Source organism: Kineococcus radiotolerans SRS30216 = ATCC BAA-149, from assembly GCF_000017305.1.
GTDB lineage: Bacteria > Actinomycetota > Actinomycetes > Actinomycetales > Kineococcaceae > Kineococcus > Kineococcus radiotolerans.
The window spans coordinates 1,464,656-1,491,376 of sequence record NC_009664.2; the positions used below are offsets into that span (position 1 = coordinate 1,464,656).

Here is a 26,721-nt window from a genome sequence, read left to right on the forward strand (position 1 = left end):
GTCGAGCGGGTTCTCGCTCAGTGCCGGTCGCGGGTGGTGTTCTCCACCCGCGCGTCGCCGTCGAGGTCGATGTGCTCCTCGCGGAGCTCGGCCTGGACGGTCTCGGTGCCCTCGACGACCTTCTTGCCGACCTGGACGCGCTCGACCGGGACGGTCTCCTTGGCGGCGACGGCGTGCTCCTCGGTGAGCACGACCTCGTGCTCCTCCTCGGTCAGGTCCCCACCGGAGAGGGCCGCACCGCGGTTGGCCTCGGTGATGGGCTCGCGGGTCACGGTGACCTCTTCGTGGGTCACGGGAACCGTGCGGGACACGGTCTCGCTGGTGATGTACTTGCGCAGGCGAGCACGGCCGGCCTCGCGACGCTCGGTGCCCACGTGGAGCTCTTCCTTGGACCGGGTCATCGCGTTGTCGGTGTTCGGGCCGGAGGTGTCGTGCCCCGCGCCACCGGTGGTGGTGTCGTGGCCGACGGTCCCGGTGACGTCGCGACCGGTGGTGCTGGTGGCCTCGTAGCCGGCGGTGCCGGTCGTGCCGGTGGTGCCGGTGGTGCCGGTGGTGCCGGTGGTGCCGGTGGTGCCGGTGGTGCCGGTCGTCCCGGTGGTCCCGGTGGTGGTCGTGGTGCTGGTGCCGCCACCGACGCCGTAGTAGGCGTACAGCTCCGCCTCGTCGGACTCGCTGAGCTCGTGGCCCGGGTCGTGGTTCGGGGCGTCCTTCACGTGGGACTTGGAGAACGGCACGCGCAGGGTGTCACCGGCGTGGTCGGCCGCGGCCAGCGGGATCAGCGAGATGTTGGAGCCGAACAGGCCCGTCTTGACCGAGACCCACTCGGGCTCACCGGACTGGTTGTCCAGGTAGACGTCCTCGACCTTGCCGATCTTGTCACCGTCGTTGTCGGTCACGGTGGTGCCGAACAGCGCGTCAGCGGTGAAGGTGTTGCGAGCCATGGTGGCTTCCTCTCGTCGAAAGTGTTCTGGAATCGTCAGCGGTCTCACCGGACCGGTCCGAGGACCGTGACGGCTTCCTCGTCCCCACCTGCCCACCGCGGTGGTCTCCGGGTGGGCCGGTGTTCTTCGAACGTGCGGGCCCCGGGGTCGCCGGGACCGGTCTCAGTCCTGCGCGTCGCCCGCGGAGTCGGCCTGCTCGGCCTCTTCCGCGAAACCCGTGTCGTTGCCGTAGCCGTTCAGCGTCGGCGACTCCGCCGCTGCGTCGGTACCGGGGTCTTCTTCGGGCTGTGTCGACATGCGTCCTCCTCTGGCGCCGATCGCGTCGCCCGTCCCGTACCGGTCGAACCGGTGCGGTGCGGGCCCCGCGGCCTTGCGGTACCGACCGTAGGACCTCCACCGGGTGCGCGCTCGTTCAACTGACGACCGGTTCGCGATCACCCCTCCGGGCCCGCCCGGCCGCCCGGCGGGGGGCACCGGGTTCCGGTTGCCGACCCCTGCGGTCGGTGTTGGAGTGAGCCCCGCCGGGTGCAGCAGCCGCCCGGGGATCGACGAGGACGGCCGGGAGGCTGCTGTGACCACCACCGCCGACACGACGGCCCAGCGCAGGGCCAGCGTCGAGGACCTGGTGCTCGAGCACCTGCCGCTGGCCCGTTCCGTGGCCGCGCACTACCGCAACCGGGGCGAGCCCTACGACGACCTCGTCCAGGTCGCCTACCTCGGTCTGGTGAAGGCCGCCCAGCGCTTCGACCCCGACACCGGTCACCGCTTCGCGGCCTACGCCGCCCCCACGATCACCGGGGAGGTGCGCCGGCACTTCCGCGACCACGGGTGGAACGTCCGCCCCCCGCGCCGGTTGCAGGAGCTGCGGGCCCGCCTGCTGGCCGAGGACGCCGACACCCCCGAGGAGGTGCTCGCCCAGCGCCTCGACGCGACCGTCGCGGAGGTCCGCGCGGCCCGCCAGGCCTCCAACGCCTACTCCGCGGTGTCCCTCGACGCCGCCCACGGCCCCGAGGACGTGCCGCTGTGCGAGCTGCTCGCCGACGACGCGGACGACACCGCGGCCGTCGACGACGCGCTCACCCTGCGCCGGATCACCGCCGGCCTCGACGAGCGGGAGCGGCGGATCCTGCACCTGCGCTTCTACCGCGAGGCCACCCAGTCCGAGATCGCCGCCGAGATCGGGGTGAGCCAGATGCAGGTGTCCCGCCTGCTGGCCGCGCTGCTGCACCGGCTGCGCGACCAGCTCGACGATCAGATGCCGGTGCGCGACTCCGGCGACACGCTCGAACGGGGCCGCAGCGGGCTGCTGGCGGCGGAACCCGCGTGGTCGCGCATCCCGTCGAGCAGCTCCACCAGCACGTCCTGGGCGGCGTGAGCGGGCTTCCAGCCCAGCACCTCGCGGGCGCGGGTGGTGTCCATGACGGGGACGCCGTAGATGAGGTCCAGCCACCCCGGCTGGACCGGGTGGACGTGGGCCCGGAAGGTGAGGTCGGTCGCGGCCCGGAACACCTTGCGGTTGACGGGGAGGTAGCGGCCCGCCTTGAACGCGGCGGCGACGTCCTCCCCGGTCAGCACCGGGTCGTCGGCGATGTTGAAGGCCCCACCGGGAACCCGTTCCAGCATCCGGGCCAGGGCGTCGGCGAGGTCGTCGGCGTGCACGAGCTGGAAGCGCAGCCCCGCCGGCAGCGGGAGCACCGGCAGCGGGACGCGGCGGACGAGGCGGGCGGGCACGAGGGGCCCGCCGAAGTAGCGGGCGATGGCGCTGCCCGCGTCGCGCTGGAAGACCAGGCCGGGCCGGACGCGGGTGACGCGCAGCTCGGGGTGGTCGCGCTCGACGTCGTCGAGCTGGGTCTCCACGAACGCCTTCTCGCGGGAGTACTGCGAGGGGCGGATGCCGGTGGCCGGCCACGCCTCCTGCACGGGGGCGTCGTCGCTGGGGTGGGTCGCGTAGGCGCCGATGGAGGACAGGTGCACCAGGTGCGGGACCCCGGCCTGCAGGACCGCGTGCACGACCTGCCGGCTGCCGGTGACGCTGACCCGGTTCAGCTCCTGCGGGTCGCGCTGGGGCTGGATCAGCCACGCGGTGTGCACCACGGCGTCCACGCCGGCGAAGATCGCGGCCATCCTCTCCACGGATCCCGGGGCGGCGATGTCCAGCTGCTCCCACTGGACCCCGGCGTAGGGGCCCACGGGTTCGGGCAGGCGGCGGCAGATGCCGACGACCTCGACGTCCTCCCCGGCGAGGCGGCGCAGCAGCGCCGTCGAGACGTTGCCGGAGGCTCCGGTGATGGCGATGCGCATGTCAGCACACTCCCATCGTCACGGCGTCGGGCAACCCGGGGCGGTTCGTCACGGTGTTCAGCTACCCCCGTCCCGGCGGGGGAAACCGTCCTTCCGCGCGCGCAACGCCCGCCGGGGGCGTAGGACCGGGACATGCCCTTCTTGAGTTCGCTGTTCGACGCGCCCTCGCGGTGGACGAAGCTCGACCCGCTGGCCTCGCGGGCCGGGGCCACCGCCGACCGGCTGCTGCCCGGTGGCCGGGTGCGCGGGCTGCTGCACGGCCGCCCCGCCGGTCACCCGCTGCACCCCGCGATGGCGATGCTGCCGGTCGGCACCTCGGTGTCGGCGCTGCTGCTGGACGCCGCCGCGGTGCTCGTCCCCGGGGGCGCTGCCCTGGGGGCACCCGCGCGCGGGCTGGCCGCCGCCAGCGTGGCCACGGTCGCCCCGACCGCGCTGGCCGGGTGGGCGGACTACGTGGACCTCCACCGCGACCAGCAGCGCACCGCGATCGTGCACGCCGCCGGGAACGCGCTGGCCGCGACGCTGTGGACGGCGTCGCTGTTCGCGGGCCGCCGCGCCCGGCTGCTGCGCACGGCGGGGACCCTCGTCGCCGGCGGCGCGGGCGCGCTCGGCGGGCACCTCGCCTACCGGTGGGCCGCTGGCCCCAACCACGCCGAGCACCTGTTCCACCTCGCCGGCGGCGGGGAGGGGTTCTCCGACGTCGGCCCCCTGGACGACCTCCCCGAGGGCCGCCCCGCGCAGCGGTGGATCGGCGACGCCCCGCTGTGCGTGCTGCGCCGCGGTGGTTCGGTGATGGCGATCACCGACACCTGCACCCACCTCGGGGGTCCGCTGCACGAGGGCGAGGTGGCGGGGACCGGCGAGGGGACGACGATCACCTGCCCCTGGCACGGCAGCGAGTTCCGCTTCAGCGACGGGGAGGTCCTCGACGGCCCCGCCAGCACCCCCCAGCCCACCGTGGAGACCCGGGTGGCGGACGGGCGGGTCCTGGCCCGCGTCGTCGGTCCCCCGCGGTGACCCGCACCCGCACCACCCCCACCCACCCCCGGACCGGAAGCAGGACGACGTGAGAGCACTGACGTGGCAGGGCAAGCGATCGGTCAGCGTGCAGGACGTCCCCGACCCGCGGATCGTCGACCCGACGGACGCGGTCGTGCGGATCACCTCCACCGCGATCTGCGGTTCGGACCTGCACCTCTACGAGGTGCTGGGCCCGTACATGAGCAAGGGCGACGTGCTGGGCCACGAACCCATGGGCGTCGTCGAGGCCGTCGGTCCCGCCGTCGCGAACCTCCAGGTCGGCGACCGCGTCGTCATCCCGTTCAACATCTCCTGCGGGCACTGCTTCATGTGCACGCGCGGGCTGCAGAGCCAGTGCGAGACCACCCAGGTCCACGAGCAGGGTTCCGGCGCGGCGCTCTTCGGGTTTTCCTCCCTCTACGGCTCGGTGCCCGGCGGGCAGGCGGAGTACCTGCGCGTCCCGCACGCCGACTACGGCCCGGTGAAGGTCGGCCGCGAGGGCGACGGGGGCCTGCCCGACGACCGGTACCTGTTCCTCTCCGACATCGTCCCCACCGCCTGGCAGGGCGTGCAGTACGCCGACGTCCCCGACGGCGGCACCCTCGCCGTCCTCGGCCTGGGCCCCGTGGGCCAGTTCGCCGCCCGCATCGGGCGCCACCTCGGCTACGAGGTCATCGGCGTGGACCCCGTCGCCGAGCGCCGGCAGATGGCCCAGCGCCACGGGGTGACCGCGATCGACCTCACCGACGGCGACGCCGACGTCGTCACCCAACTGCGCGAGCGCACCGACGGCCGCGGGCCGGACGCCGTCCTCGACGCCGTCGGGATGGAGGCCCACGGCGGCGCCGAGGGCGCCGTCGCGAAGGCCGCGCAGACCGCGGTGGGGCTGCTGCCGGACGCGCTGGCGCAGAAGGTCACCGAGACCGCCGGCGTCGACCGCCTGTGGGCAGTGCGCTCGGCGGTGGAGGCGGTCCGCCGCGGCGGGACGGTCTCGCTCTCCGGGGTGTACGGCGGGGAGGCGGACCCGCTGCCGATGAAGACGATGTTCGACAAGCAGCTGCAGTTCCGCATGGGGCAGTGCAACGTGCGGCGCTGGATCGACGACCTGCTGCCGCTGGTGGAGGACCCCGCCGACCCCCTCGGCGTGGAGGACCTCACCACCCACCGGGTGTCCCTGGAGGACGCCCCGGACGCCTACGAGATGTTCCAGGAGAAGCGGGACGGGTGCATCAAGGTCGTCATCACCCCCTGATGCGCCTGCTGCGCCACCCGCGGGCCGGACTGGCGGTCCGGACCGCGCTCGCCGCGACCCTCGCCTGGCAGCTGGCCCTGTGGCTGCCGGGCGAGACGGCGGCGACCTACCCGTACTTCGCGCCGCTGGGCGCCGTCGTCGGGTCGTGGTCGACGGTGCGCAGCTCGGTGCGGAACTCCGCCTCCTCGCTGGCCGGGATCATCCTGGGCGCGCTCCTGGCCCTGACCGCCGCCGAGGTGCTGGGGCGGGGGTTCCTCGTGGTGCCGGTGGTGGTGTTCCTCGCGACCCTGCTCGCCGGGTGGCGGGTGCTGGGCGAGCAGCGCACGTGGGTCCTGACCGTCTCGCTGTTCGTCCTCACCGCGGCCGCGGCGCACCCCGTCCGCTACGCCGCGGCGTACTGCGGTCTGACCCTGCTCGGCGGGGTCGTGGCGATCGCGGTGAACGCGCTGTTCCCGCGCGTCCCGCTCGCGGAGTCCGAGCAGGCGCTGCAGCAGCTCTCCAGCACCCTCGCCGACCAGCTCGACGACCTCGCGGAGGGGCTGCGGCGCGACGAGCCCCCGGGCGTGGAGGAGTGGCGCGACCGGGTCCACTCCCTGGCCCCCGTGCGGGAGGCGCTGCGCGCCCGCCGGCTGGAGACCGAGGAGTCGTTGCTGGGCAACGTGCGCCGGCGCCGGGTGCTCGAACCCGTCCGCCGCCAGCACGTCCGGGGGGTGTCCCTGGCGAACCTGTCGGCGCGGGTGGAGGAGCTGTCCGAGCTGCTGGTGGAGGTGCAGACCCGTTCCGACCGGGCGGTGTCCCTGCCGGTGGACCTGCGCTGGCCCACCGCGGCCGTGCTGACCTCCCTGTCCGCCCTGCTGCGCGCCGACGCCGCCGACGAGCAGGCGTTCCGCGACCACCGCGACGCCCTGCGGCAGGAGGTGCAGCGGCTCTCCGCCGCCCAGGCCGCGGCCGCCTACCCCGACGCCATGGCCCAGCAGACCGCGGGAGCCGTGGTGACGACCCTGCGACGGTGCCTGGGGTCGCTGGGGCCGGACACCGGCGACGACGGCGAGGCCGTCGCCCCCACCCCGTGGCGCCAGCCGGACCCGGAGCTCCCCCACCGGGGTCCCGGCCGGCGCCGGCGGATCCGTCTGCCCTCCCGCCCCCGGCGCTGAGCCCGTCGGGGGGCGCGGCGGGCGGGGTCAGCCGCCGAACGCCGCCGCGAGCGCCCGCCACTCCCCCGCCCGCAGCGGCAGGATCCCGCCGTGCTTGGTGTTCGCGGGGAGGGAGAACTCCCCCGCCGGCACCGGGCGCCAGTCCCCGGAGAGCGGGTCGTCGGCGGTCAGCGCGAGGTAGCCCTGCGGGCGCACGGAGAACTGGTCGACGAGGAGGTACCACCGGTCGCGGCGCTCGTCGTGGACCACGACGGGGGCCTCGACGTCGGGGAACAGGTCGTCGGCGATGCGTTCGGCCACGACCCGGAAACCGTCGCCGCGGTCGACCTCGGCGAACAGCCTCAGCGAGTCCGGCCGGCGCGAGTCGTCCTTGGAGACCCGCAGCACGGCGTCACCGACGCGGTGGACGGTGGTGTCGATGACCGCGACGCCGCGGTCGATCAGCACCTCGACGTCGGTGACGCGGCGGAAGTCGCGGGTGCGGGCGGTGAGGACACGGCTGTGGCTGTCGCCGGTGCGCCCGGGGTCCGCGGGGTCGAAGAGCGTCGAGGACCACACCAGGGTGAACTCACCGGTGCCCGGGTCGAACGTCGCCTCCGGGGCCCACGCCATGCCCGCCTCCGGCGGGGCGACCTCCAGCAGCCAGGGCGCGGACCACGTGAGCAGGTCGGTCGAGCGCCACACGACGACGGCGCGCGCGCCGTGGCGGGTCCAGGCGTCCCAGCCGGCCGCGTCGGGGGCGCGGTCGCCGCCGTAGATGCGCAGGTCGGTGGCGAGGACGAAGAACTCCCCGTCCCCGCGCACGACGAACGGGTCGCGCACCCCGCCGGTGCCGAGGCTTGGTTCCAGCACGGGCCGGCCGCCGTTGAGCCGTCGCCAGGAGAGCGGGTCGTCACCCTCGCTCAGGGAGAAGAACACCTGCTCGCCGTGCCCGTCGGGGTCCTCGACGTGGTGGACGAACAGGTAGCCGAAGTCGCCGCTCACCCGCGGACCGTACCGGGCCCCGGACAGCGACGTGCCGCTGCCCCGGCGCTCGGCCGGGACAGCGGCAGGGGTCGTGTCAGTGCTTGTCGCCGGTGATGGCGTCCTTGACCTTGGTCACGACGTTCTCCGCCTGCTGCGCCACGCCGCCGACCGCGTTGCCGGGCTTGCCGGGGCCCTGGTTGCCGTCGTAGGTGACGTACTGCAGCGGGTCCGGTGCCGGGAGGATGCCCTGGTCGTCGGTGAGCGGCCGCAGCTCCTCGGCGCGGAACGGCTCCCCGTCGACGAGGCTGTTCGCCGTGGCCCACAGGCCCTCGCCGGCGCGGCTGCCGTCGGTGCCGGTGTAGAACACGTGCGCCGCGTCCTTGTTCTCCCAGTCGCCGTTGGACTGCTCGATCTGGGTCTCGATGAACCCGTCGTCGATGAGCATCTGGATGCCCAGGAGCCACTGCTGCTGGTGGTAGGTGTCACGGGCCAGGTTGAAGGCCAGCATGTCCTTGACCCCGCGGTCGTCGGTCATGTTCGCGATGCGGCTGGTCATCAACCGGCTCTGCGCCTCGGCGGAGACGTTGGAGCGGAAGTCGGTGAGCAGGTTGCCGCTGGCGACGATGTACCCGGCGTTCCAGGGGTTGCCCAGGGAGTCCGTGGGGCGCGCGCCGCCGCCGGAGACGATGGCGTGCTGGGGGTTCTGCCCGCCGAGGACGGCGGCCAGGGCGGGGTTGGCGGCGACGGCCTTGGCCGTCGTCTCACCGGGAGCGCCCTCGAGGAGACGGGCCTGCATGACGGTGAGCATCTCGACGTGGCTGATCTCCTCCGTCCCGATGTCCATGATCATGTCCTTGTACTTGCCGGGGACGCGGCAGTTCCAGCCCTGGAACAGGTACTGCATCATCACGGTCATCTCGCCGAACTGGCCGCCGACGAGTTCCTGGAACTTGGCGGCGAACAGCGCGTCGGGCTTCTCGGGCTTGGCGGTGAACTGCAGCTCACGGGTGTGTCGGTACACGTGCATCTCCTCCACGGGGGGATCGAGCCGGACGTACGGGGGTGTGCACCCGGGTGGTGCGGGGCGGTGCGGGTGGGGCGGTGCTCAGCGGTGGCTGCCGAGCAGGCCCTTGACGATCTCGGAGGGCTTCTGCTGCTCGCCCTGCTGGGCGGTCATCACCAGCAGGACACCGGTGAGGGCGGGGATGGCCCACTGGAGGTACTTGAGCTTGCGCTGGGCCGCGGCGGCCTCCTCGGGCGTCTGCGCGGAGGGCTCGGTGGTGCCCTCGGCCGCGGCCGGGGAGTTCTTGCCGAGCTTCACGCCCTGCAGGCCGGAGTAGCCGGTCACGCCCATGGCGGCCAGGGTGATGACGGCCTTGACGACGGTGTTCGTCCCCGCGCCCTTCTGGCCGACGATGCGCCCGGAGTTCCCGACGATCAGCCCGACGCCACCGACGGTGTGGGCGGCGAGGGCCACCGCGTTCACGGGGGCCCACTTGGCCCAGCCCGCCGAGGAGATCCTCGTGCGCTCGGACGGGTCCTTCGCGGCGGCGGCGGCACCGTTGAGGCCCACCGCGCCGAAGAGGGAACCGCCGAACCAGGCTGCCAGCCCGGCGTCGTGCAGCGTCCGGATGACCGTCTGTCGTCCTGCCATGGGAAAAGCGCTCCTCGAGTAGTCCTGGAGGGTCGCGGGGGGCGCTCGGCGAGGAACGCCCACCCGTGACCCGGGTGCTCGCGTGCTCGGCGTCTTCTCCACCGGCCACCGCGAACCGCGGTCGGGGCAACTCTGACCCCGCCCGGCGGGGGCCGCATCCGGAAAACCGGATCCATCGCGCGGGGTCCCGGTGTTGCTCGTAGCGTTCGAGCCATGGCCACAGACCTCTACACCGCCGACGTGACCGCCACCGACGGCAGCGTGCGCTCCGAGAGCGGCGCGCTGCAGCTCGACGTCCACGAGGCCACCGCCGGGGGCTCCGGGACGAACCCCGAGGAGCTCATGGCCGCCGCCCTGGGCGCGTGCCTCCTGGAGTCGCTGAGGATCGCCACCTCCAGCGCCGGCGGCAGCGCCGAGGGCGCGCAGGTCCGCACCCGGGTGACGCTGACCCAGGCCGACGGCCCCGGCTACTCCGCCCGGTACGAGCTCGCCGTGACCCTGCCCGACGCGGGCGCGGAGCCCGGCGACGTCCTGCAGCAGGCGCTGTCGCTCTGCCCGTTCACCAAGACCCTCGACGCGAGCAGCCTGGACGTCCAGCTCGCCTGACCGTCCGCACCGGTGGTCCCGGGTGGCGGGAGGAGCCCCGGGGCGGTCGACTGGGTGCGCCCGCCCCGCCCGATCGACGAGGAGACCGCTGTGATCAAGGCACTGCACGACGCCGGAGTGAAGTCGGAGTGGGCCTACACGGCCGGGTTCGCCAGCATCGGCCTGTCCTTCCTGGCGTGGGGGATCTCCCGCCAGGCCGAGGACGCCGGGATCGACCGGGCCGACCGCTGGGGCATCTTCGTGGGCCACTGGGCGCCCACCTTCTTCGGCGTGGGCCTGGCCCTGCGCAGCTACGAGGACTGACCGGGTCGCCACCGGCCGGGGGACCCCGGCCGGTGCGCCGCCCACGACGCCGCCGTCGGGAGCCGACGGCGGGCCGCGACCGCTTCGAGTGGCGGTCGCTGTGATCAGTGCCACTCTTCTGACAGGGATCACCAGCGGGCGCCGCCGGCACCTCGTTCAGCAGTGAGCGGGCCCTGGCGCACCACCCGTGCGTCGGTCCCCAGCTCGACCTCGAGCGCTCGCCACCGGAGGAGGAGGAACCCGCGATGACGTCGAACACCACTCCCGCACCCCGCACGCCGCAACGTGCCGCGGCTCCCGACCCGCGCGTCGCCTCCCAGCCCGAGGAGCAGCCATGACCGCACCCGACGACGGCGGTTCCCACGCCGCCGGCCAGGACGGCACCGCCCACCGCAGCGGCGCGACCCGGGCCGGGCAGGAGACGCGGGACGACCGCCCGCAGGTCGTGCGCCGCCACGAGGAGCCCGCCGCCCCCCGGGGCAGCGGCACCACCGAGCGCGACCCGATGGACCGCGCCTCGGTCGTGAACCGGGAGAAGAACGCCCACGGCGGGGTCAAGGTCGGCTCGGCGTTCTTCGGCTGGCTGACCGCGACCGGCACCGCCGTCCTCCTGACCGCCCTGCTGGCCGCCACCGGCACCGCGATCGGCATCGCGAGCTCCGGGAGCCTGGACCAGGCGATCTCCGGCGCGCAGGACGGCGCGGCGCAGAACGCGGGGACCATCGGCCTGGCCGGGGGGATCGCCCTGCTCGTCGTCCTGCTCGTGTCGTACTTCTGCGGCGGCTACGTCGCGGGGCGGATGGCGCGGTTCGACGGGGTGAAGCAGGGCGTCGCGGTGTGGGTGTGGGCGGTCGTCATCGCCGTCGTCGTCGCGGTCCTCGCCGCGGTGGCGGGCAGCGAGTACGACGTGCTGGGGCGCCTGAACAGCTTCCCCCGCATCCCCGTGGACGCCGGCTCCCTGACGACGGGGTCGGTCATCGCCCTGGTCGCCGCCGTGGTCGTCGCCCTCGTGGGGGCCGTCCTGGGTGGGCTGGCCGGCATGCGCTTCCACCGCCGCGTGGACCGGGCGGGCCTGGGGCGCTGAGCCCGGCCGGGGAACCGGCCCGGGGCTCGATCGAACGTTCTGTCCAGAAAGCGCCGTCGAGAACTCGACGGCGACGTCGAAGAGGAGAAGACATGACGCAAGGCACAGGGAACGGGAGCGGGAGCACCGCGGCCGACCTCGGGCACGACCCCCTGGTCACGGGCACCCCGTACGGGACCACCGGTGGCCAGAGCCGTCCCGAGCAGACCGCGGGCGCGGCGAAGGAGCAGGCCTCCGCGGTCGCCGGGACTGCCAAGCACCAGGCCTCCGCCGTCGCCGGGACCGCCAAGGAGCAGGCGGCCGCTGTGGCCGGGACCGCCAAGGAGCAGGCCTCGGCCGTGGCCGGGACCGCCAAGGAGCAGGCCTCCGCCGTGGCCGGGACCGCCGTGGACCAGGCCGGGAACGTCCTCGCCGAGGCCAAGGACCAGGCCGTCGACCTCTTCGCCGACCTGCGCCGGCAGCTGTCGGAGCAGTCCGACGCGGTCCGCGACCGCATCGCCGAGTTCCTCACCGGCGCCGGGTCGGAGCTGGCGGACATGGCCGGGGCCGGTGGCGGCTCCGGGTACGCCACGCAGGTCGTGCGCCAGGTCGGCGACCGCGCCTCCAGCTGGGGCTCGCACCTGACCAACCACGACTCCGCGGACCTCCTCGAGCAGACGCGCTCCTTCGCTCGCCGCAAGCCGGGGACGTTCCTGCTGGGCGCGCTCCTCACCGGTGTCGTTGCCGGCCGCCTGACCCGCGGGGCCAAGGCGCACCACGACGTCACCCAGGTCGAGACGACCTCGACGGACCTCACCCCGCGCCCGGTCACGACCTCGGTCATGACCCCGGCCGCGGTGCCGCCCGTCGTCGCCCCCACGACCCCGTTCGTGAGCCCCGACGTCGACGTCGCCACCGGCGTGCGCCCGACCACGCCCTACGAGCGCGACGCCTCCCTCATCGACCCGCCGGAGTACCGCCCGTGAGCGGCGCGACCGCCGCGCCGCCCCCCGGGGGACGCGGCGGGGCCCAGGACGAGCGCTCCCTCGGCGAGATCGTCGGCAGCATCACCGGCGAGTTCTCCACCCTGGTCCGCCAGGAGATCGCCCTCGCCAAGGCCGAGGCCACCCAGGACGCCAAGACCGCGGGCAAGGGCGTCGGCCTGCTGGCCGGGGCCGGTGTCGCGGGGCACCTGTTCCTCATCGCGCTGTCGGCCCTGATCGTCATCGCCCTGGGCGGGGTGATCGGCTACGGCTGGTCCGCGCTCATCGTGACCGTCGTCTGGGCGATCATCGCCGCCGTCCTGGCGACCCGCGGCAAGAAGGAACTCACGAAGATCCCCCCGCCCCTGGAACAGACCCAGCAGAGCCTGAAGGAGGACGCGCAGTGGCTGAAGAACCGCAACAGCTGAAGCAGGACATCGAGGGGACGCGCAGCCAGCTGACCACCGACCTGGACGCGCTGACCGAGAAGCTGAACCCGTCGAACGTGGCCCACCGCCAGGTCGACAAGGCCAAGGCCAGCGTCGCCGGGGTGAAGGACCGCATCATGGGCTCCGCCCACGACGCCGCCGACTCCGTGCGCGGCACGACGGGTTCCCTCACCGACTCCGTGCACGGCACGACGGGTTCGGTCACCGACTCCGTGCGCGGCGCTGCCGACTCCGTGCGCGGCGCTGCCGGCTCCGGCCGCGACGCCGTCGCGGGCAGCCCGGCCGCGGTCAAGCAGCGCACCCGGGGCAACCCGCTGGCCGCGGGCCTCATCGCCCTCGGCGCTGGCTGGCTGCTGTCCTCGCTGATCCCGGCCTCCTCCAAGGAGACCGAGGCCACCGGCGCCCTCGTCGAGAAGGCGAAGACCGCCGGTCAGCCGCTGCTGGACGAGGCCAAGAGCGTCGCCTCCGACATCGGCGCCTCGCTGGGCGAGCACGCCAAGGACGCGGCCGCCTCCGTCAAGGAGACCGCGCAGGAAGCGGCGAGCACGGTCCAGGAGGACGCCCGCGGGGCGGCCGACACCGTGCGCCAGGACGCGCAGGGCGCTGCGGGCACGGTCAAGCAGGACGCCCAGGGCGCTGCGGGCACCGTGAAGCAGGACGCCCAGGGTGCGGCCGGGGCCGTCAAGGAGCACGGGCAGAGCGCCGCCGCGGACGTCAAGGGCACCGCGACCCGCTGAGCACCGGCACCACCGCACGCACCGACGGGCGGCCGCGACTCACGTCGCGGCCGCCCGTCGGCGTTCCCGAGCTCAGAGGGTGCCGGGCACCGTGCTCGCGCTGCCGTCGGCGGCCGCGGCCAGCGCCGGGACGGCCTGCTCGACGGCGAACGGCAGGGACAGCGGGCTCGAGTTGCCCAGCGCACCGGCGAAGTCGCTGGAGAACGTCGGCACGTAGACGGTGCGCCCCTCGGTGACGACGGCCAGACCCGCGGCCACGGGGTTCGCGGCGAACTCCTGGGCGCTCTGGCCCAGGACGACGAGGACGTCGGTGTCGAGGGCGACGACCTGCTCCTCGCTGAGGCTGCCGTCCGCGCTGGCGACCGGGTTCTCCTCGAAGCCGAACTGGAGGAAGAAGTCCCCGCGCGGGTCGGCGGAGTCGAGCTGGTAGTAGCCCTGGTTGTAGAGCACCACGCTCACCGTCTTGCCCGCGAACTCGGGGTGGGCGTCGACGGCGTCCTGGAAGTCGCTCTCGACGTCGCCGGTGAGGGAGGTGGCCTCGTCGGACTTCCCCAGGGCCCGGCCGATGACCGCGAGCTCCTCCTGCCAGCTCGCGGCGGCCGTGGAGTCCGCCCCCTCCCCCGCGGGGATGACGTCACCGATGGTGGGGGCGATGGCCGTGAGCTTGTCGTAGTCGGCCTGCGTGAGGTACGCGTAGGCGCCGACGATGAGGTCGGGCTGGAGCGAGGCGATGGTCTCGAAGTTCAGCTCGGCCTGGCCGACCGAGGGGATGCCGCCGGCGGGCAGCAGGTCCACGGCCCAGGGGCGCTGGCTGGCGTCGTAGCTGCCCAGGGGGGTGCGCGCTCCCACCGGGGTGACGCCGAGGGCGAGGACGAAGTCCTCCTCGTTGTACCCCACGGTCACGACCCGGGTGGGGGCCGACTCGATCGTGGTGGAGCCGAGCTTGTGCTCGACGGTGACGGGGAAGGTCCCGTCCCCGGTCGCGGGGGTGCCGGCGGAGGGGGTGGTCCCCGAGCCGGCGGAGTCGTCGTCACCCCCGCACGCGGTCAGGGAGGCGAGGGCGCCGGTCGAGGCCAGCGCGGCGAGGAGGGATCGGCGATGCACCCCTGGAGGTTAGCCTAACCTCGGGTGGAGCCGCCCACCCCCCGCTCCCCCGCCGCGACGGTGACCCCCCGGGGAACCCGTGAGGTCACCGCCCGTGACGGCGGGTCAGAACTCCCAGTCCTCGTCCTCGGTGGCGACCGCCTTGCCGATGACGTAGCTGGAGCCGGAACCGGAGAAGAAGTCGTGGTTCTCGTCGGCGTTCGGCGACAGCGCCGACAGGATCGACGGGTCGACCTTCGTCATGTCGGAGGGGAACATCCCCTCGTAGCCGAGGTTCATCAGCGCCTTGTTGGCGTTGTAGTGCAGGAACGTCTTGACGTCCTCGGTGAGCCCGACCCCGTCGTAGAGGTCGGCGGTGTACTTGCACTCGTTGTCGTAGAGCTCGTAGAGCAGCTCGAACGCGTAGTCCTTGATCTCGTCGCGCTTGGCCTGGTCCACCAGCTCGAGCCCGCGCTGGAACTTGTAGCCGATGTAGTAGCCGTGCACGGCCTCGTCGCGGATGATGAGCCGGACGAGGTCGGCGGTGTTGGTCAGCTGCGCGCGCGAGGAGAAGTGCATGGGCAGGAAGAAGCCCGAGTAGAAGAGGAACGACTCCAGCAGCGTGGAGGCGACCTTGCGCTTCAGCGGGTCGTCACCGTGGTAGTACTCCAGGACGATGGACGCCTTGCGCTGCAACGCCTCGTTGTCCTCCGACCAGGCGAACGCCTCGTCGATCTCCCGGGTCGTGGCCAGGGTGGAGAAGATCGAGGAGTAGCTGCGGGCGTGGACCGACTCCATGAACGCGATGTTCGTGTAGACGGCCTCCTCGTGCGGGGTCAGCGCGTCCGGGATGAGCGAGACCGCCCCGACGGTGCCCTGGATGGTGTCCAGCAGGGTCAGCCCCGTGAACACGCGCAGCGTGAGCGTGCGCTCCTGGGCGCCGAGGTTCTGCCACGACTGCACGTCGTTGGACAACGGCACCTTCTCCGGCAACCAGAAGTTGCTGGTGAGGCGGTTCCAGATCTCCAGGTCCTTGTCGTCCTGCAGACGGTTCCAGTTGATCGCGTTCACGCGGTCGACGAGCTTCAACTTCTCCACGGTCTTCCCTCTCCTCGCTGCTGCCCCGGGTGCTCCTGGTGGTCGTTCAGAGCATGCAGCTGACGCAGCCCTCGACCTCGGTGCCCTCGAGGGCCATCTGCCGGATCCGGATGTAGTAGATGGTCTTGATGCCCTTGCGCCACGCGTAGATCTGCGCGCGGTTGATGTCGCGCGTGGTCGCGGTGTCCTTGAAGAACAGGGTCAGCGACAGGCCCTGGTCCACGTGCTGCGTCGCCGCGGCGTAGGTGTCGATGATCTTCTCGGGGCCGATCTCGTACGCGTCCTGGTAGTACTCCAGGTTGTCGTTCGTCATGAACGGCGCCGGGTAGTAGACGCGGCCGAGCTTGCCCTCCTTGCGGATCTCGATCTTGGAGGCGATCGGGTGGATCGAGGAGGTCGAGTTGTTGATGTAGCTGATCGACCCCGTCGGCGGGACGGCCTGGAGGTTCTGGTTGAAGATGCCGTGCTCGACCACCGACGCCTTCAGCTGCGCCCACTCCGCGCGGGTCGGCAGCGCGATGCCGGCGTCGGCGAAGAGCCCCGCCACGCGCTCGGTGGCGGGCAGGAAGTCGTTCTCGAGGTACTTGTCGAAGAACGTGCCGTCGGCGTACTTCGAGTTCTCGAAGCCCTCGAAGGTCTCGCCGCGCTCGATCGCGATCGCGTTGCTGGCGCGCAGGGCGTGGAACAGCACCGCCGCGAAGTACACGTTGGTGAAGTCGATGCCCTCCTCGCTGCCGTAGTGGACGCGCTCGCGGGCGAGGTAGCCGTGCAGGTTCATCTGGCCCAGGCCGATGGCGTGCGACTTCGAGTTGCCGTAGGCGACCGAGGGGACGGACTGGATGTCGCTGGCGACCGAGACCGCGGTCAGCGCGCGGACGGCGGTCTCCACCGACTGCCCGAGGTTCCCGCCGTCCATCGCCAGGGCGATGTTCAGCGAGCCGAGGTTGCAGGAGATGTCCTTGCCGATCTCGGAGTACGTGAGGTCCTCGGCCAGCGTGCTGGGCGTGTTGACCTGCAGGATCTCCGAGCACAGGTTCGACATGTTGATGCGGCCGGCGATCGGGTTGGCCTTGTTCACCGTGTCCTCGAACACGATGTAGGGGTACCCGGACTCGAACTGCAGCTCGGCGAGGGTCTTGAAGAACTCGCGGGCGTCGATCTGGGTCTTGCGGATGCGGTCGTCGGCGACCATCTCGCGGTAGTGCTCGCTGACGGCGACGTCGCCGAAGGGCTTGCCGTACACGCGCTCCACGTCGTAGGGGGAGAACAGGTGCATCGGCTCGTTGTTCTTGGCGAGCTCGAAGGTGATGTCCGGGACGACGACCCCGAGGCTGAGGGTCTTGATGCGGATCTTCTCGTCGGCGTTCTCGCGCTTGGTGTCGAGGAACCGCAGGATGTCGGGGTGGTGGGCCGAGAGGTACACCGCGCCCGCGCCCTGGCGCGCGCCGAGCTGGTTGGCGTAGGAGAAGGAGTCCTCCAGCAGCTTCATCACGGGGATGACGCCGGAGGACTGGTTCTGGATGCGCTTGATCGGCGCGCCGTACTCGCGGATGTTGCTCAGCAGCAGGGCCACCCCGCCCCCGCGCTTGGACAGCTGCAGGGCGGAGTTGATGCCGCGCCCGATGGACTCCATGTCGTCCTCGATGCGCAGCAGGAAGCAGGAGACGAGCTCGCCGCGGGAGGCCTTGCCGGCGTTGAGGAACGTGGGGGTGGCGGGCTGGAAGCGCCCGGCGATCACCTCGTCCACGATCGCGGTGGCCAGGGCCTCGTCCCCGACGGCGAGGGTCAGGGCGGTCATGACCGCCCGGTCCTCGAAGCCCTCGAGGTACTCGGTGCCGTCGAAGCTCTTCAGCGCGTAGCTCGTGTAGAACTTGAAGGCGCCGAGGAAGGTCGCGAACCGGAACTTCGCGGCGTGGGCGCGGTCGGTCAGCGAGCGCACGAAGTCCGGCGAGTACTGGTCGAGCACGTGCTGCTCGTAGTAGCCGTTCTCGACCATGTGGGCCAGGCGGGCCTCGAAGGTCGGGAAGCGCCGGGTGCGGGGGTTGACGTGCTGGAGGAAGTACTGCCGCGCGGCCTCGACGTCGGCCTCGAACTGGATCTTCCCCTCCTCGTCCCAGAGGTTCAGCATCGCGTTGAGCGTGTGGTAGCTGGGCGACGAGGCCGGCGCGGGGACGGTCTCCAGCTCGGGGGCGTCGGAGGTGAGGGTCACAGCGAGTCCAATCCGTCGCGCACACGGCGCACGTCGTCGGGAGTCCCGAAGAGTTCGAAGCGGTACAGGTGGGGCACCCGGCACTTGGCGGCGACGACGTCGCCGGCCGCGGCGTAGTGCTCCCCGAAGTTGGTGTTGCCCGCCCCGATGACGCCCCGGATGAGGGCGCGGTGGGCGGGGTCGTTGAGGAAGCGGATGACCTGCTTGGGGACCGCTCCCGCCCCGTCGCCGCCGCCGTAGGTGGGGACGATGAGGACGTAGGGCTCGGTGACGTCCAGGGGCTCGTCACGCGGGCGGAGCGGGATCCGCAGGGCCGGCCGCTCCAGCTGGAGCTTGCCCACGAAGCGGTGGGTGTTGCCCGAGACGCTGGAGAAGTAGACGACGCCGGGCTTCACGGGTGCTCCTGCGGGAACGGTCAGACGGAGGCGGTGGCGCGGGCCAGGGCGTCGATGCGGTCGGGGCGGAAGCCCGACCAGTGGTCCTCGCCGGCCACGACGACGGGCGCCTGCACGTACCCGAGGGAGCGCACCAGGGCCATGGCGTCGGCGTCGACCGTCACGTCGACGACCTCGTAGGCGATGCCCTTGCGGTCGAGCGCGCGGTAGGTGGCCTTGCACTGCACGCAGGAGGGCGTGCTGTAGACGGTGGTGCTCATGGGTGGTCCTTCCTCGGGTCCTGCCGTGCCGTCCGGTGCGTGGGTCCCGACCAGGTGCTTCGACCCCCGCGCGCCGTGCTGCTGACGTGTCTCGAACACTACCCCTAGGGGGCCGTGTGGAAAACCGGCACAAGATGGTGTGTGACAAGGATGTCATTCACCCATCGGACCCGGCCGGGCGCCACCTGAGCGCGGCAAGCCCCTGACCTGCGGTTCTGCCCCGTCGTCACCCCCCTGGCGGCCACCCGTCGTCAGTAGTCGTGACTCAGCGTGTTCGGCGTGTCGTGTCGCGTCGGCGTGTCCTCCACAGGGGGATCGCGGCCGGTCCCCACCTCGTCCACACCTCCGTCCACAACACCTGGGGTCCCAGGGGCCGGTCCACCCCCAGATGCTGTGCCGCGGCGGGGCCGGCTCCCCGCCCGCCCTCCCCGGGTCCCGCGCGGGCGGCGGGGGCCTCAGGGGGCGGGGTGGCGCCCGGTGGAGCGGCGGACGACGAGCTCGGGCTCGAAGACGACCTGCTGCGCGGGCGCGCCCTCGACCTGGGCGAGCAGGAGCTCCACCGCGGTGCGTCCCAGCAGCTCCCGCGGCTGGCGCACCGAGGTCAGCGGGACGCTCGCGGTGGCGGCGAACCCGATGTCGTCGTACCCGACGAGGGCGAGCTCCTCGGGCACCCGGACCCCGCGGCGCACGCACTCGTTGAGCACCCCGAGGGCCAGGAGGTCGTTGGCGCAGAACACCGCGCTGGCCCGCTCCCCGGCCGGTGCGGCGAGGATCCGGGCGGCGGCCTGCGAACCGTCCCGCACCGAGAGGCCGCCGGCGTCGACCACCTCGACCGTCCCCGCCGCCCCCACCGCCTCGCGCACCCCGCGCAGGCGCTCCTCGACCTGCCGCAGCGGGGTCGAGGACCCCACGTAGGCGAGGCGCCGGTGCCCGGCGCCGACGAGGTGCTCCCCGGCCAGCCGGCCGCCCAGGACGTCGTCGACGGCCACCGAGGACTGCCCCGTCGTGGCCGCGCCGCGGTCGACGAGCACGACGGGCGTCCCGTGCTCGCGCACCTCCGACAGGACGGGGCTGGGCGCGTCGTGCACGGGGGTGAGCAGGACGCCGAGGACGCGCTGCTGGTCCAGCCGGCGCAGGTGGCGCGCCTCCCGGTCGGCGGAACCGCCGCTGTTGCACATCACCACGAGGGAGTCGTGGCGCTCGGCGACCTCTTCCGCCCCGGCGATGACGTCGGTGAAGAACGGGTTCGCCACGTCGAGGACGACCACGGCGATCGTCCGGCTCACCCCCGCGCGCAGCTGGCGGGCGGACTCGTTGCGGACGAACCCGAGCTCGGCGATCGCGTCCTGCACCCGGGTGCGCAACGCCTCGGAGACCACCTCGGGCCGGTTGAGGACGTTGCTGACCGTCCCCAGCGACACCCCGGCCCGCCGGGCGACCTCCTTGACCGTCGCCATCGGCGCAGGATCCCACTCCCCCTCGGCCGCCCGCCGCTCAGTCCAGGTGGAAGTACTCCACGAGCCGCTCCCGGGGGCGGTCGCTCCCGTCGCCGGGGGCGGGCCGGAAGTACTTCGACATCGTCGCCTCCCACCGCGCCGAGACGTCCTCGCGGTCCATGGCCGCGGTGGCCGCGGCGAAGTCGTCGGTCTCGCAGTAGCCCACGACGAGGCCGTCCTCGGCGCGCAGGAAGAGCGAGTAGTCGCGCCACCCGCTGCGGGTCAGCGCCTCGAGGACCTCCGGCCACACCTCGCGGTGGACCTCCAGGTACTCCGCCACCAGCTCCGGCCGCAGGTGCAGCAGGAAGCAGGCTCGTTCGCTCACGGGGTTCTCCTCGACGGTCGGCGCCGACCGGCTTTGACACGATTCAACCTGGCCGGGCCGAGTCTGGCGCCCGCTCCCGGCGGCGTCAAGGGACCCCCGGGAGCCCCGCCCGGCCCTGCCCGGCCCCCTCCCGGACACCCGTCCGGGCGACACCGGGGCCCACCGGCGTCAAGATCGACCTCGTGAGCGCCGATCACCCGGGTGTGAGCGAAACCTTCCGCCTCGTGACCCGCAGCGACTTCGACGGGCTGGTCTGCGCGGTCCTGCTGCGCCAGCTCGACCTCGTCGACGAGATCACCTTCGTGCACCCCAAGGACGTCCAGGACGGGGTCGTCGAGATCAGCGGCCGCGACATCCTCACGAACCTGCCCTACGACCCGCGGGCGCACCTCGTCTTCGACCACCACCACTCCGAGACGCTGCGCAACGGCGAGCGCCCCAACCACGTCATCGACGCCGACGCGCCGTCGGCCGCCCGCGTGGTGTTCGACCACTACGGCGGGGCCGACCGGTTCCCGAAGATCTCCGACGAGCTGATGCGGGCCGTCGACCAGGCCGACTCCGCCCAGTACTCCGTCGAGGAGATCCTGCGCCCGACCGGCTGGACGCTGCTGAACTTCCTCATGGACTCGCGCACCGGCCTGGGCCGCTTCCGCGACTTCCGGATCTCCAACTACCAGCTCATGATGCAGCTCATCGACGCCTGCATCGAGCACCAGGACGTCGAGGAGATCCTCGCCCTGCCCGACGTCGCCGAGCGCGTCGAGCTCTTCCACGCCCAGGCCGAGCTGTTCGAGGCCCAGCTGCGGCGGGTCACGACCCTGCACGGCGACGTGGCGGTGCTGGACCTGCGCGAGGAGGAGACGATCCACGCCGGCAACCGGTTCTTCGTCTACGCGCTGTACCCGCAGGCCCGGGTCTCGATGCACGTCCTGTGGGGCCGGGCCAAGCAGAACACCGTGTTCGCGATCGGGAAGTCCATCGTCGACCGCACCTCCCCCGTCGACGTCGGCGGCGTCTGCCTGCAGCACGGCGGCGGTGGCCACCTGGCCGCGGGGACCTGCCAGGTCCCCCACGAGGACTCCGAGCGCGTCCTGGCCGAACTGGTGGGGAAGCTGCGCACCGAGCGCTGACCACCCGCCCGGTGGGCGGTGACCGGCCCGGTGGGCACCGCCGGGCCGGCCGCGGTGGCGCTCACGGGTTCCGGCCGCGCGGCACGAACGCGAACAGCCCCGCGGCGGCCGCGAGCGCGAGCACCGCGACGCCCCCGGTGGCCAGGACGAGGCTGCCCGCGCCGGCCAGCGCCCCCACGAGCAGCGGTCCCGACGCGGCCCCCGCGTCCGTCACCAGCCGCCAGACCCCGAGGAACACCGCCCGCCCGCCGGGGGGTGCGGCGTCGGCGCCCAGGGTCATCACGAGACCCGCGCCCATGCCGTTGCCGAACCCCAGGACGACCCCCACCGCGGCCACCGTCCAGGCCGTGTGCGCGAACGGCAGCAGGACGTGCCCCAGGGCCAGGACGAGCATCGAGGGGACCCCGACCGCCGCCCGCCCGAGGCGGTCCATCACCGAGCCCGCCGGGTAGAACAGCAGCATGTCCACCGCCCCCGACACCCCCGCGACGAGGCTCGTGGTCGTGGCGTCGAGGCCGACGTGCTCGCACCACAGGGGCAGGACGGTCTGGCGGGACTGCCGCACGGCCTGCACGGCGAGGGCCGCCACCCCCAGGGTCGCCAGCAGGCGGGCGTGGGAGCGCAGGACCTCGCGCGTCGTCGGGGCCGGCCCCGCCGCGGGACGCCCGGCCCCGGGGTCCGGGAGCATGACGACGGCGGCCGCGGCGAGCAGGACGGCGATCCCGGCGACGACGTAGGCGCCGCGCAGCCCCAGCAGCGCGCTGCCGCCGGCGCCGGCGAACGGCCCGGCGAAGGTGCCGATGCGGCCGACGCCGCCGAGGGTCGACAGCGCCCGCGCCCGCAGGTGGACCGGGGCCGCCGCGGTCAGGAAGGACTGCCGCGCCAGGCTCCAGACCGCCGCCGCGAGGCCGAGGGCGAGGACGCAGCCGGCGAGGAGGGCCTCGCCGGGGGCGAGCACCACCCCGGCCAGGGCGAGGGCGGAGACGAGCGCGGCCAGCAGCATCGCCCGCTGCTCACCGACCCGGGTGACCAGCGCCCCGGCCGGCAGGGCCCCGGCGACCTGCCCCACCCCCAGCAGCGCGACGAGGGACGCCGACACCGCGACCGAGGCCCCGAGGTCGCGCGCGGTCAGCGGCAGGACCGGCAGCAGCGCTCCCTGACCGGTGCTGAACAGCGCGGCGGGCGCGTAGACCGCGGCCAGCGAGCGCCAGGGGACCTCGCGCGGCGACCCGGGGTTCGGCATCCGGCGACGATCCCAGACGGGCGGAGCGACCCCGCCCGCGCCACCCCCGTCAGGGCGCCTCGCGGGCCCGTCGCGGGATCTGGGTGGCCAGCTTGCCGCCGGAGACGTCGACGAGGGTGCCCGTGATGTACCCCGCGGCGTCGCTGGCCAGGAACACCAGCAGGTCGGCGACGTCGTCGGCGCTCCCCCAGCGCCGCAGCGACAGCGTGTCCAGGAGCTCGTCCGCCCGCTCCGGGGGGAGGTCGGCGAAACCGTTCATCGCGGTGGGCACCATGCCCGGCGCGTAGGCGTTGACGGTGACGTCCCACGGCCCGAGCTCGGAGGCCAGGACGCGGGTGAACTGGACGACGGCCGCCTTGGACGCGGCGTAGGCGGCGCTGCCGACGCTGGGGACGATGGCCGCGAACGACGCGGCGTTGAGGATGCGGCCGCGCCGGGTGCGCTTCATGACCTCGGCGACGGCCTGGCTGACGAGGAACACCCCGCCCACGTTGACGTCGAAGCAGCGCCGCCAGCCGTCCCAGGTGAGGTCGGCGACCCGCCCGTCGACGTTCACGCCGGCGTTGTTCACCAGGACGTCGATCGTCCCCCACCGCTGCACCACCGCCTCGACGGCGGCCGCCACCGACGCGGGATCGGTGACGTCGCAGACGACCTCCTCGAACCCACCGCCGGGCTCGAAGGCGCGGTCGAAGCCCACCACGCGCGAACCCTCGGCGACGAACCGGCGGGCCAGGGTGCGCCCGATCCCCCGCCCCGCTCCGGTGACGACGACCACCCGTCCCGCGACGTCGAGGTGCACGGTCCCCCCCCGTCCCGTTGCCCGTACGCTTCCGCGGGAAACCTACGGTCGGGAGGCCCCACGTGCAACGAGTGCTCTGGATCACCGGCGCCGGTTCCGGGATGGGGCGGGCGAGCGCGCTCGCCGCCGCCGAGGCCGGCTGGACCGTCGTCCTCAGCGGGCGGCGCGCGGACGCGTTGCGGGACACCGTCTCCGAGATCGAGGCCGCCGGCGGGACGGCGCTCGCGCTCCCGCTGGACGTGCGCGACGGGGCCGCCGTCGCGGCCGCCCGCGCCGCCGTCGTGGACCGCTTCGGCCGGATCGACGGCCTCGTCCTCGCCGCCGGCCTCAACAGCCCGCGGCGACGCTGGGACGACCAGGAGATCGGGGTCTTCCACGACGTCGTGGCCACCAACCTCGGGGCGGTGGCCGGCGTCGTGGACGCCGCGCTGCCGGACCTGCGCGCCGCCGGCGGGGTCGTGGTCGTCGTCTCCTCCTACGCGGGGTGGTCGTTCTCCCCGAACGCCGGGGTGGCCTACTCCGCGAGCAAGACGGCGCTGGGTTCCCTCGTCCGGACCCTCAACGCCCAGGAGGCCGCCTCCGGGGTCCGCGCGACGCACCTGTGCCCCGGGGACGTGGCCACCGACTTCCTCGACCAGCGCCCGAACGTCCCCGACGCCGCGGCGCGGGCCCGGATGCTGACCCCGGAGGACATCGCCCGCACGGTCCGCTTCGTCCTGGACTCCCCCGCCCACGTGCGGATCGACGAGCTCGTCGTCTCCCCCGTCGTGCCCGCCTGACCGGTTCCCCGGGGCCGTCCCCGGGGCTGTCCCCGGGTCGGCTAGAGGTCCGCGGAGGTGACGACCCGGACCAGCGGCGCGTACAACCGCATCGCGTCCAGGGCCCGTTCGTGGTCGGCGTCGCTCGCCCCGGCGCAGGCGTCGGCCACGACCGTCACCGGGACCCCGTCGTCCGCGGCCGGCAGGACGGTGGAGAGCACGCAGCAGTCGGTGGACACCCCGCCGACGACGATCGGGGCGTCGCCCACGACCTGCGCCAGTTCCGGCCCCCACTTGCCGAACGTCGTGCGGGTGAGGACCGGCAGGTCCCGGCCCGCGAAACCGTCCACGAGGTCGTACAGCGGATCGTCCTCGGGGACCAGGGCGAAGGGGAACTGCTCGTAGTACGGCTTCCACGCCCCCCGCGGTTCGGCCGGGGCCACGAAGCGGGTGAGGACGACCCGCGGGGCGTGGCGCTCGAGGAGTTCCGCGCACACCGCCGCCGCGGCGTCGAAGCGCGGCGCGGCCCACGGACTGCCCGGCGCGCCGAAGATCCGCTGCAGGTCGACCAGGACGAGCCAGGGATCGGGCGCCATGGCCCGGACGCTACCCCAGCGGACCCGGGCGCTCCCCGCCGACGGGGAGGCCGGCACCGTCACCCGGTCGGCCCCGCCGCGCGCAGGTTCCCCGCCTCCACCCAGGCCTCCACGACCACCGGTTCCGGGCCGGGGACGACGTAGACCACCCGGCCGCGCCACCCGTCCGGTCCCCTGACCCACGCGACCACCACCCCGGGCCAGTCCGCGGCGCTGCCGTCGGCCGCGCGGACCCAGCAGTGCCGGACCGCGGGCCGTTCCCCGCCGAGGGCCTCCCGGAACACCGCACCCAGCGGACGCTGCCCGTTCCTGCGCAACTGACCCCCGGACACGGGGGGAGCATCCCACACCTTCGAACGCGCGTTCGACTGGACGCGGGTGCGGTGGTCCGGGTTCGCGCCCTCCCGCAGGACGGGTCCGCACCCCGGGTCTGGAGCCGCCCCGATCCCGGGCCTGGGAGAGTTCGACCCGATCGGGAACTCGACGACCGCTGCGGGCATGAGGGGGTGTGAGCACCACGACGGGCACCTCCCCCTCGCCAGGCGATGAGGCGGGCGACGAGGACGACCACGCCCGCGACGAGCCGACGGCCCGGTCCAGCGACGGCGGGATCAGCGACGCGGAGACCAGCGACGCCGAGCTGTGGCGTCGCGCCGTGGCCGGCGACCCCGACAGCTTCGGGGTGCTCTTCGACCGGCACGGCGACACCGTCCACGGCTACTGCGCCCGCCGCACCGGCTCCCTCGACGCCGCCGACGACCTCGTCTCCGTCGTCTTCCTCGAAGCCTGGCGCCGACGGGGCGAGGTGGAGCTCGTCGACGACAGGGTCCTGCCCTGGCTCTACGGCATCGCCGGGCGCACCCTGCAACGCCGCTGGCGCACCACCCGCCGCCACCGCGCCGCCCTGGACCGCCTGCCGCGCCCGGAACCCCACCCCGATCACGCCGACGACGTCGCCGCCCGCCTGGACGACCAACGCCACCTGGACCAGCTGCAGGCCGCCTTCGCCCGGCTGCGCCCGGCGGAGCGGGAGGTCCTCACCCTGTGCGTGTGGCAGGGCCTGAACTACGCCTCGGCCGCCGTGGCCCTGGGCGTGCCCATCGGCACCGTCCGCTCCCGCCTGTCCCGAGCCCGGGCGCGACTGCGGGCCAGCACCGCCGCGGAGGCGTCCACCGGCCGCGGCACCCCACGCGCCACCTCGTGCGCCGCGACCCCCACCCCGACCAGCCCGATGGAGACGGACCCGTCATGACCTCCACCCTCGACGGCATGGACCGCGACCGGCACGCCGCCGTGCGCGCCCTGCTGGTCCAGCAGGCTCGGGCGACCGCGCCGCTCACCCACCCCCGGCCCGCCGGTGGGGGTGCACCGGTTCGGCGCCCGATCTGGAGACGGCCGAAGCTGGCCCTCACCTCCGCAGGTGGCCTGATCGCGGCGGGGCTGGCGCTCGTGGCCGTCGTGACGGTCTCGCGCCCGCTGCCCGCCTACGCCGTCACCGGCGGCAACGGCGGGGAGGTGAAGGTGGAGGTCAACCGCCTCGAAGGCGCCGGAGCCCTCGAGGACGCCTTGCGCGAGAAGGGCATCGCCGCCGACATCACCTACCTGCCCAGCCGCCGGGCCTGCCGACCCGGCCGCTACGTCGACGACAGCCCCCGCGGCCTGTCCCTCAGCGTCAGCGCCGACCGCTTCGAGGTGATCATCCCGGCCGGCGCGGTCGGGGCCGGGGAGACGTTCGTCCTCTCCGCCTCGGTCACGCCCCTCCCGGACTCGGGGGTCAGCGCGGCCGTCGACTACGGCATCGCCCGAGGACCGATCTCCCCCTGCACGCCGGTGGACCTGCCCGCGAACACCTGACGAGGACGACCGACGGAGAGCGCGGCCTACCCATCGGCGG

At 73.6% G+C, this 26,721-nt stretch carries 30 protein-coding genes and 1 pseudogene; 14 read left to right on the forward strand and 17 right to left on the reverse strand.

Annotation, left to right across the window (positions count from 1 at the left end; genetic code table 11):
- Positions 1–17: 17 nt before the first annotated feature.
- Both KRAD_RS07000 and KRAD_RS27480 read right to left on the reverse strand, forming a co-directional pair.
- Positions 18–941 (reverse strand): DUF2382 domain-containing protein, encoded by a 924-nt coding sequence (locus KRAD_RS07000; protein ID WP_012084841.1) that lies wholly within the window; start codon positions 939–941, stop codon positions 18–20.
- Positions 942–1,103: 162 nt separating this feature from the next.
- Positions 1,104–1,238, reverse strand: coding sequence for a hypothetical protein (locus KRAD_RS27480; protein WP_012084842.1), 135 nt, complete (start codon positions 1,236–1,238; stop codon positions 1,104–1,106).
- A 358-nt stretch (positions 1,239–1,596) separates the two neighbouring features.
- On the opposite strand from KRAD_RS27480, the pseudogene KRAD_RS26915 reads away from it, so the two are divergent.
- A pseudogene (locus tag KRAD_RS26915) lies at positions 1,597–2,166 on the forward strand (sigma-70 family RNA polymerase sigma factor); the annotation flags it as partial.
- Positions 2,167–2,192: 26 nt separating this feature from the next.
- Here KRAD_RS26915 and KRAD_RS26920 read toward each other — a convergent pair.
- Positions 2,193–3,242, reverse strand: coding sequence for an NAD-dependent epimerase/dehydratase family protein (locus KRAD_RS26920; protein ID WP_012084844.1), 1,050 nt, complete (start codon positions 3,240–3,242; stop codon positions 2,193–2,195).
- 132 nt (positions 3,243–3,374) lie between these two features.
- Between KRAD_RS26920 and KRAD_RS07010 the strand changes: the two genes are divergently transcribed.
- The 3 genes from KRAD_RS07010 to KRAD_RS24060 are packed head-to-tail and all read left to right on the forward strand — an operon-like array spanning position 3,375 to position 6,668.
- A complete protein-coding gene (locus KRAD_RS07010; RefSeq protein ID WP_012084845.1) occupies positions 3,375–4,259 on the forward strand; it encodes a Rieske (2Fe-2S) protein in 885 nt (294 codons plus the stop codon).
- 49 nt (positions 4,260–4,308) lie between these two features.
- Positions 4,309–5,514 carry a zinc-dependent alcohol dehydrogenase gene (locus KRAD_RS07015; RefSeq protein WP_012084846.1) on the forward strand — a complete coding sequence of 402 codons (1,206 nt, stop codon included), beginning with the start codon at positions 4,309–4,311 and terminating at the stop codon, positions 5,512–5,514.
- The gene (locus KRAD_RS24060; RefSeq protein ID WP_012084847.1) at positions 5,514–6,668 is read left to right on the forward strand and encodes an FUSC family protein; all 1,155 of its coding nucleotides are present in this window, start codon (positions 5,514–5,516) and stop codon (positions 6,666–6,668) included. Before KRAD_RS07015 ends, KRAD_RS24060 begins: the two co-directional genes overlap by 1 nt.
- Positions 6,669–6,695: 27 nt before the next feature.
- Here the strand turns inward: KRAD_RS24060 and KRAD_RS07025 are convergent, their stop codons facing one another.
- The 3 genes from KRAD_RS07025 to KRAD_RS07035 all read right to left on the reverse strand — a co-directional run bounded on the left by KRAD_RS07025 (position 6,696) and on the right by KRAD_RS07035 (position 9,288).
- Positions 6,696–7,652, reverse strand: coding sequence for a glycoside hydrolase family 43 protein (locus KRAD_RS07025; RefSeq protein ID WP_012084848.1), 957 nt, complete (start codon positions 7,650–7,652; stop codon positions 6,696–6,698).
- A 76-nt stretch (positions 7,653–7,728) separates the two neighbouring features.
- The gene (locus KRAD_RS07030; RefSeq protein ID WP_012084849.1) at positions 7,729–8,655 is read right to left on the reverse strand and encodes a manganese catalase; all 927 of its coding nucleotides are present in this window, start codon (positions 8,653–8,655) and stop codon (positions 7,729–7,731) included.
- A gap of 84 nt (positions 8,656–8,739) precedes the next feature.
- Positions 8,740–9,288 (reverse strand): hypothetical protein, encoded by a 549-nt coding sequence (locus KRAD_RS07035; RefSeq protein ID WP_012084850.1) that lies wholly within the window; start codon positions 9,286–9,288, stop codon positions 8,740–8,742.
- Positions 9,289–9,501: 213 nt separating this feature from the next.
- Here KRAD_RS07035 and KRAD_RS07040 point away from each other — a divergent pair, with 213 nt between their 5' ends.
- The 6 genes from KRAD_RS07040 to KRAD_RS07065 all read left to right on the forward strand — a co-directional run bounded on the left by KRAD_RS07040 (position 9,502) and on the right by KRAD_RS07065 (position 13,429).
- Positions 9,502–9,894: an OsmC family protein gene (locus KRAD_RS07040; protein ID WP_012084851.1), complete on the forward strand. Its 393-nt coding sequence runs from the start codon at positions 9,502–9,504 to the stop codon at positions 9,892–9,894.
- A gap of 90 nt (positions 9,895–9,984) precedes the next feature.
- A complete protein-coding gene (locus KRAD_RS07045) occupies positions 9,985–10,197 on the forward strand; it encodes a hypothetical protein (protein WP_041292822.1) in 213 nt (70 codons plus the stop codon).
- A gap of 334 nt (positions 10,198–10,531) precedes the next feature.
- Positions 10,532–11,281 (forward strand): hypothetical protein, encoded by a 750-nt coding sequence (locus KRAD_RS07050; RefSeq protein WP_012084853.1) that lies wholly within the window; start codon positions 10,532–10,534, stop codon positions 11,279–11,281.
- Between the two features lie 92 nt (positions 11,282–11,373).
- Positions 11,374–12,246, forward strand: coding sequence for a hypothetical protein (locus KRAD_RS24065; protein ID WP_012084854.1), 873 nt, complete (start codon positions 11,374–11,376; stop codon positions 12,244–12,246).
- Entirely contained in the window at positions 12,243–12,671 is a 429-nt protein-coding gene (locus tag KRAD_RS07060; RefSeq protein ID WP_012084855.1) for a phage holin family protein, read from the forward strand. Before KRAD_RS24065 ends, KRAD_RS07060 begins: the two co-directional genes overlap by 4 nt.
- The gene (locus KRAD_RS07065; protein ID WP_012084856.1) at positions 12,647–13,429 is read left to right on the forward strand and encodes a DUF3618 domain-containing protein; all 783 of its coding nucleotides are present in this window, start codon (positions 12,647–12,649) and stop codon (positions 13,427–13,429) included. The genes KRAD_RS07060 and KRAD_RS07065 overlap by 25 nt, the downstream gene beginning before the upstream one ends.
- A gap of 72 nt (positions 13,430–13,501) precedes the next feature.
- Here the strand turns inward: KRAD_RS07065 and KRAD_RS07070 are convergent, their stop codons facing one another.
- The 7 genes from KRAD_RS07070 to KRAD_RS07100 all read right to left on the reverse strand — a co-directional run bounded on the left by KRAD_RS07070 (position 13,502) and on the right by KRAD_RS07100 (position 20,295).
- Positions 13,502–14,533 carry an ABC transporter substrate-binding protein gene (locus KRAD_RS07070; RefSeq protein ID WP_012084857.1) on the reverse strand — a complete coding sequence of 344 codons (1,032 nt, stop codon included), beginning with the start codon at positions 14,531–14,533 and terminating at the stop codon, positions 13,502–13,504.
- Between the two features lie 105 nt (positions 14,534–14,638).
- On the reverse strand, positions 14,639–15,610 hold the full coding sequence (gene nrdF / locus KRAD_RS07075; protein WP_012084858.1) for a class 1b ribonucleoside-diphosphate reductase subunit beta: 972 nt from the start codon (positions 15,608–15,610) through the stop codon (positions 14,639–14,641).
- Between the two features lie 46 nt (positions 15,611–15,656).
- Complete coding sequence (gene nrdE / locus KRAD_RS07080; RefSeq protein ID WP_049821436.1) at positions 15,657–17,792, reverse strand: class 1b ribonucleoside-diphosphate reductase subunit alpha; 2,136 nt, start codon at positions 17,790–17,792, stop codon at positions 15,657–15,659.
- A 23-nt stretch (positions 17,793–17,815) separates the two neighbouring features.
- Complete coding sequence (gene nrdI / locus KRAD_RS26530) at positions 17,816–18,214, reverse strand: class Ib ribonucleoside-diphosphate reductase assembly flavoprotein NrdI (protein WP_012084860.1); 399 nt, start codon at positions 18,212–18,214, stop codon at positions 17,816–17,818.
- A gap of 20 nt (positions 18,215–18,234) precedes the next feature.
- Positions 18,235–18,474 (reverse strand): glutaredoxin-like protein NrdH, encoded by a 240-nt coding sequence (nrdH, locus tag KRAD_RS26535; RefSeq protein ID WP_012084861.1) that lies wholly within the window; start codon positions 18,472–18,474, stop codon positions 18,235–18,237.
- A 455-nt stretch (positions 18,475–18,929) separates the two neighbouring features.
- Positions 18,930–19,931, reverse strand: coding sequence for a LacI family DNA-binding transcriptional regulator (locus KRAD_RS07095; protein ID WP_012084862.1), 1,002 nt, complete (start codon positions 19,929–19,931; stop codon positions 18,930–18,932).
- Positions 19,932–19,968: 37 nt separating this feature from the next.
- On the reverse strand, positions 19,969–20,295 hold the full coding sequence (locus KRAD_RS07100; RefSeq protein WP_012084863.1) for an L-rhamnose mutarotase: 327 nt from the start codon (positions 20,293–20,295) through the stop codon (positions 19,969–19,971).
- A gap of 203 nt (positions 20,296–20,498) precedes the next feature.
- On the opposite strand from KRAD_RS07100, the gene KRAD_RS07105 reads away from it, so the two are divergent.
- Positions 20,499–21,428: an exopolyphosphatase gene (locus tag KRAD_RS07105; protein WP_041291949.1), complete on the forward strand. Its 930-nt coding sequence runs from the start codon at positions 20,499–20,501 to the stop codon at positions 21,426–21,428.
- A 61-nt stretch (positions 21,429–21,489) separates the two neighbouring features.
- On the opposite strand, the gene KRAD_RS07110 is transcribed toward KRAD_RS07105, so the two are convergent.
- Together KRAD_RS07110 and KRAD_RS07115 are read right to left on the reverse strand one after the other, a co-directional pair.
- A complete protein-coding gene (locus tag KRAD_RS07110; RefSeq protein WP_012084865.1) occupies positions 21,490–22,671 on the reverse strand; it encodes an MFS transporter in 1,182 nt (393 codons plus the stop codon).
- Between the two features lie 49 nt (positions 22,672–22,720).
- Complete coding sequence (locus KRAD_RS07115) at positions 22,721–23,473, reverse strand: SDR family NAD(P)-dependent oxidoreductase (protein ID WP_012084866.1); 753 nt, start codon at positions 23,471–23,473, stop codon at positions 22,721–22,723.
- 62 nt (positions 23,474–23,535) lie between these two features.
- Between KRAD_RS07115 and KRAD_RS07120 the strand changes: the two genes are divergently transcribed.
- The gene (locus KRAD_RS07120; RefSeq protein ID WP_012084867.1) at positions 23,536–24,252 is read left to right on the forward strand and encodes an SDR family oxidoreductase; all 717 of its coding nucleotides are present in this window, start codon (positions 23,536–23,538) and stop codon (positions 24,250–24,252) included.
- 41 nt (positions 24,253–24,293) lie between these two features.
- On the opposite strand, the gene KRAD_RS07125 is transcribed toward KRAD_RS07120, so the two are convergent.
- Complete coding sequence (locus tag KRAD_RS07125) at positions 24,294–24,827, reverse strand: cysteine hydrolase family protein (protein ID WP_012084868.1); 534 nt, start codon at positions 24,825–24,827, stop codon at positions 24,294–24,296.
- 59 nt (positions 24,828–24,886) lie between these two features.
- Positions 24,887–25,159, reverse strand: a complete 273-nt coding sequence (locus KRAD_RS07130; protein WP_157873524.1) for a hypothetical protein — start codon at positions 25,157–25,159, stop codon at positions 24,887–24,889.
- 176 nt (positions 25,160–25,335) lie between these two features.
- Between KRAD_RS07130 and KRAD_RS07135 the strand changes: the two genes are divergently transcribed.
- Entirely contained in the window at positions 25,336–26,079 is a 744-nt protein-coding gene (locus tag KRAD_RS07135; protein ID WP_012084870.1) for an RNA polymerase sigma factor, read from the forward strand.
- Complete coding sequence (locus tag KRAD_RS07140) at positions 26,076–26,681, forward strand: hypothetical protein (protein ID WP_012084871.1); 606 nt, start codon at positions 26,076–26,078, stop codon at positions 26,679–26,681. The genes KRAD_RS07135 and KRAD_RS07140 overlap by 4 nt, the downstream gene beginning before the upstream one ends.
- The last annotated feature ends 40 nt before the right edge of the window (positions 26,682–26,721 follow it).

What these genes read in the sequence shown, in the direction of transcription:
- KRAD_RS07050 (WP_012084853.1), top strand. Translation starts at nt 10,532, where the DNA reads ATGACCGCACCCGACGACGGCGGTTCCCACGCCGCCGGCCAGGACGGC.
- KRAD_RS07040 (WP_012084851.1), top strand. Translation starts at nt 9,502, where the DNA reads ATGGCCACAGACCTCTACACCGCCGACGTGACCGCCACCGACGGCAGC.
- KRAD_RS07035 (WP_012084850.1), bottom strand. Translation starts at nt 9,288, where the DNA reads ATGGCAGGACGACAGACGGTCATCCGGACGCTGCACGACGCCGGGCTG.
- KRAD_RS07140 (WP_012084871.1), top strand. Translation starts at nt 26,076, where the DNA reads ATGACCTCCACCCTCGACGGCATGGACCGCGACCGGCACGCCGCCGTG.
- KRAD_RS07000 (WP_012084841.1), bottom strand. Translation starts at nt 941, where the DNA reads ATGGCTCGCAACACCTTCACCGCTGACGCGCTGTTCGGCACCACCGTG.
- KRAD_RS24065 (WP_012084854.1), top strand. Translation starts at nt 11,374, where the DNA reads ATGACGCAAGGCACAGGGAACGGGAGCGGGAGCACCGCGGCCGACCTC.
- KRAD_RS07095 (WP_012084862.1), bottom strand. Translation starts at nt 19,931, where the DNA reads ATGGCGACGGTCAAGGAGGTCGCCCGGCGGGCCGGGGTGTCGCTGGGG.
- nrdH (WP_012084861.1), bottom strand. Translation starts at nt 18,474, where the DNA reads ATGAGCACCACCGTCTACAGCACGCCCTCCTGCGTGCAGTGCAAGGCC.
- KRAD_RS26920 (WP_012084844.1), bottom strand. Translation starts at nt 3,242, where the DNA reads ATGCGCATCGCCATCACCGGAGCCTCCGGCAACGTCTCGACGGCGCTG.
- KRAD_RS27480 (WP_012084842.1), bottom strand. Translation starts at nt 1,238, where the DNA reads ATGTCGACACAGCCCGAAGAAGACCCCGGTACCGACGCAGCGGCGGAG.
- KRAD_RS07110 (WP_012084865.1), bottom strand. Translation starts at nt 22,671, where the DNA reads ATGCCGAACCCCGGGTCGCCGCGCGAGGTCCCCTGGCGCTCGCTGGCC.
- KRAD_RS07010 (WP_012084845.1), top strand. Translation starts at nt 3,375, where the DNA reads ATGCCCTTCTTGAGTTCGCTGTTCGACGCGCCCTCGCGGTGGACGAAG.
- KRAD_RS24060 (WP_012084847.1), top strand. Translation starts at nt 5,514, where the DNA reads ATGCGCCTGCTGCGCCACCCGCGGGCCGGACTGGCGGTCCGGACCGCG.
- KRAD_RS07125 (WP_012084868.1), bottom strand. Translation starts at nt 24,827, where the DNA reads ATGGCGCCCGATCCCTGGCTCGTCCTGGTCGACCTGCAGCGGATCTTC.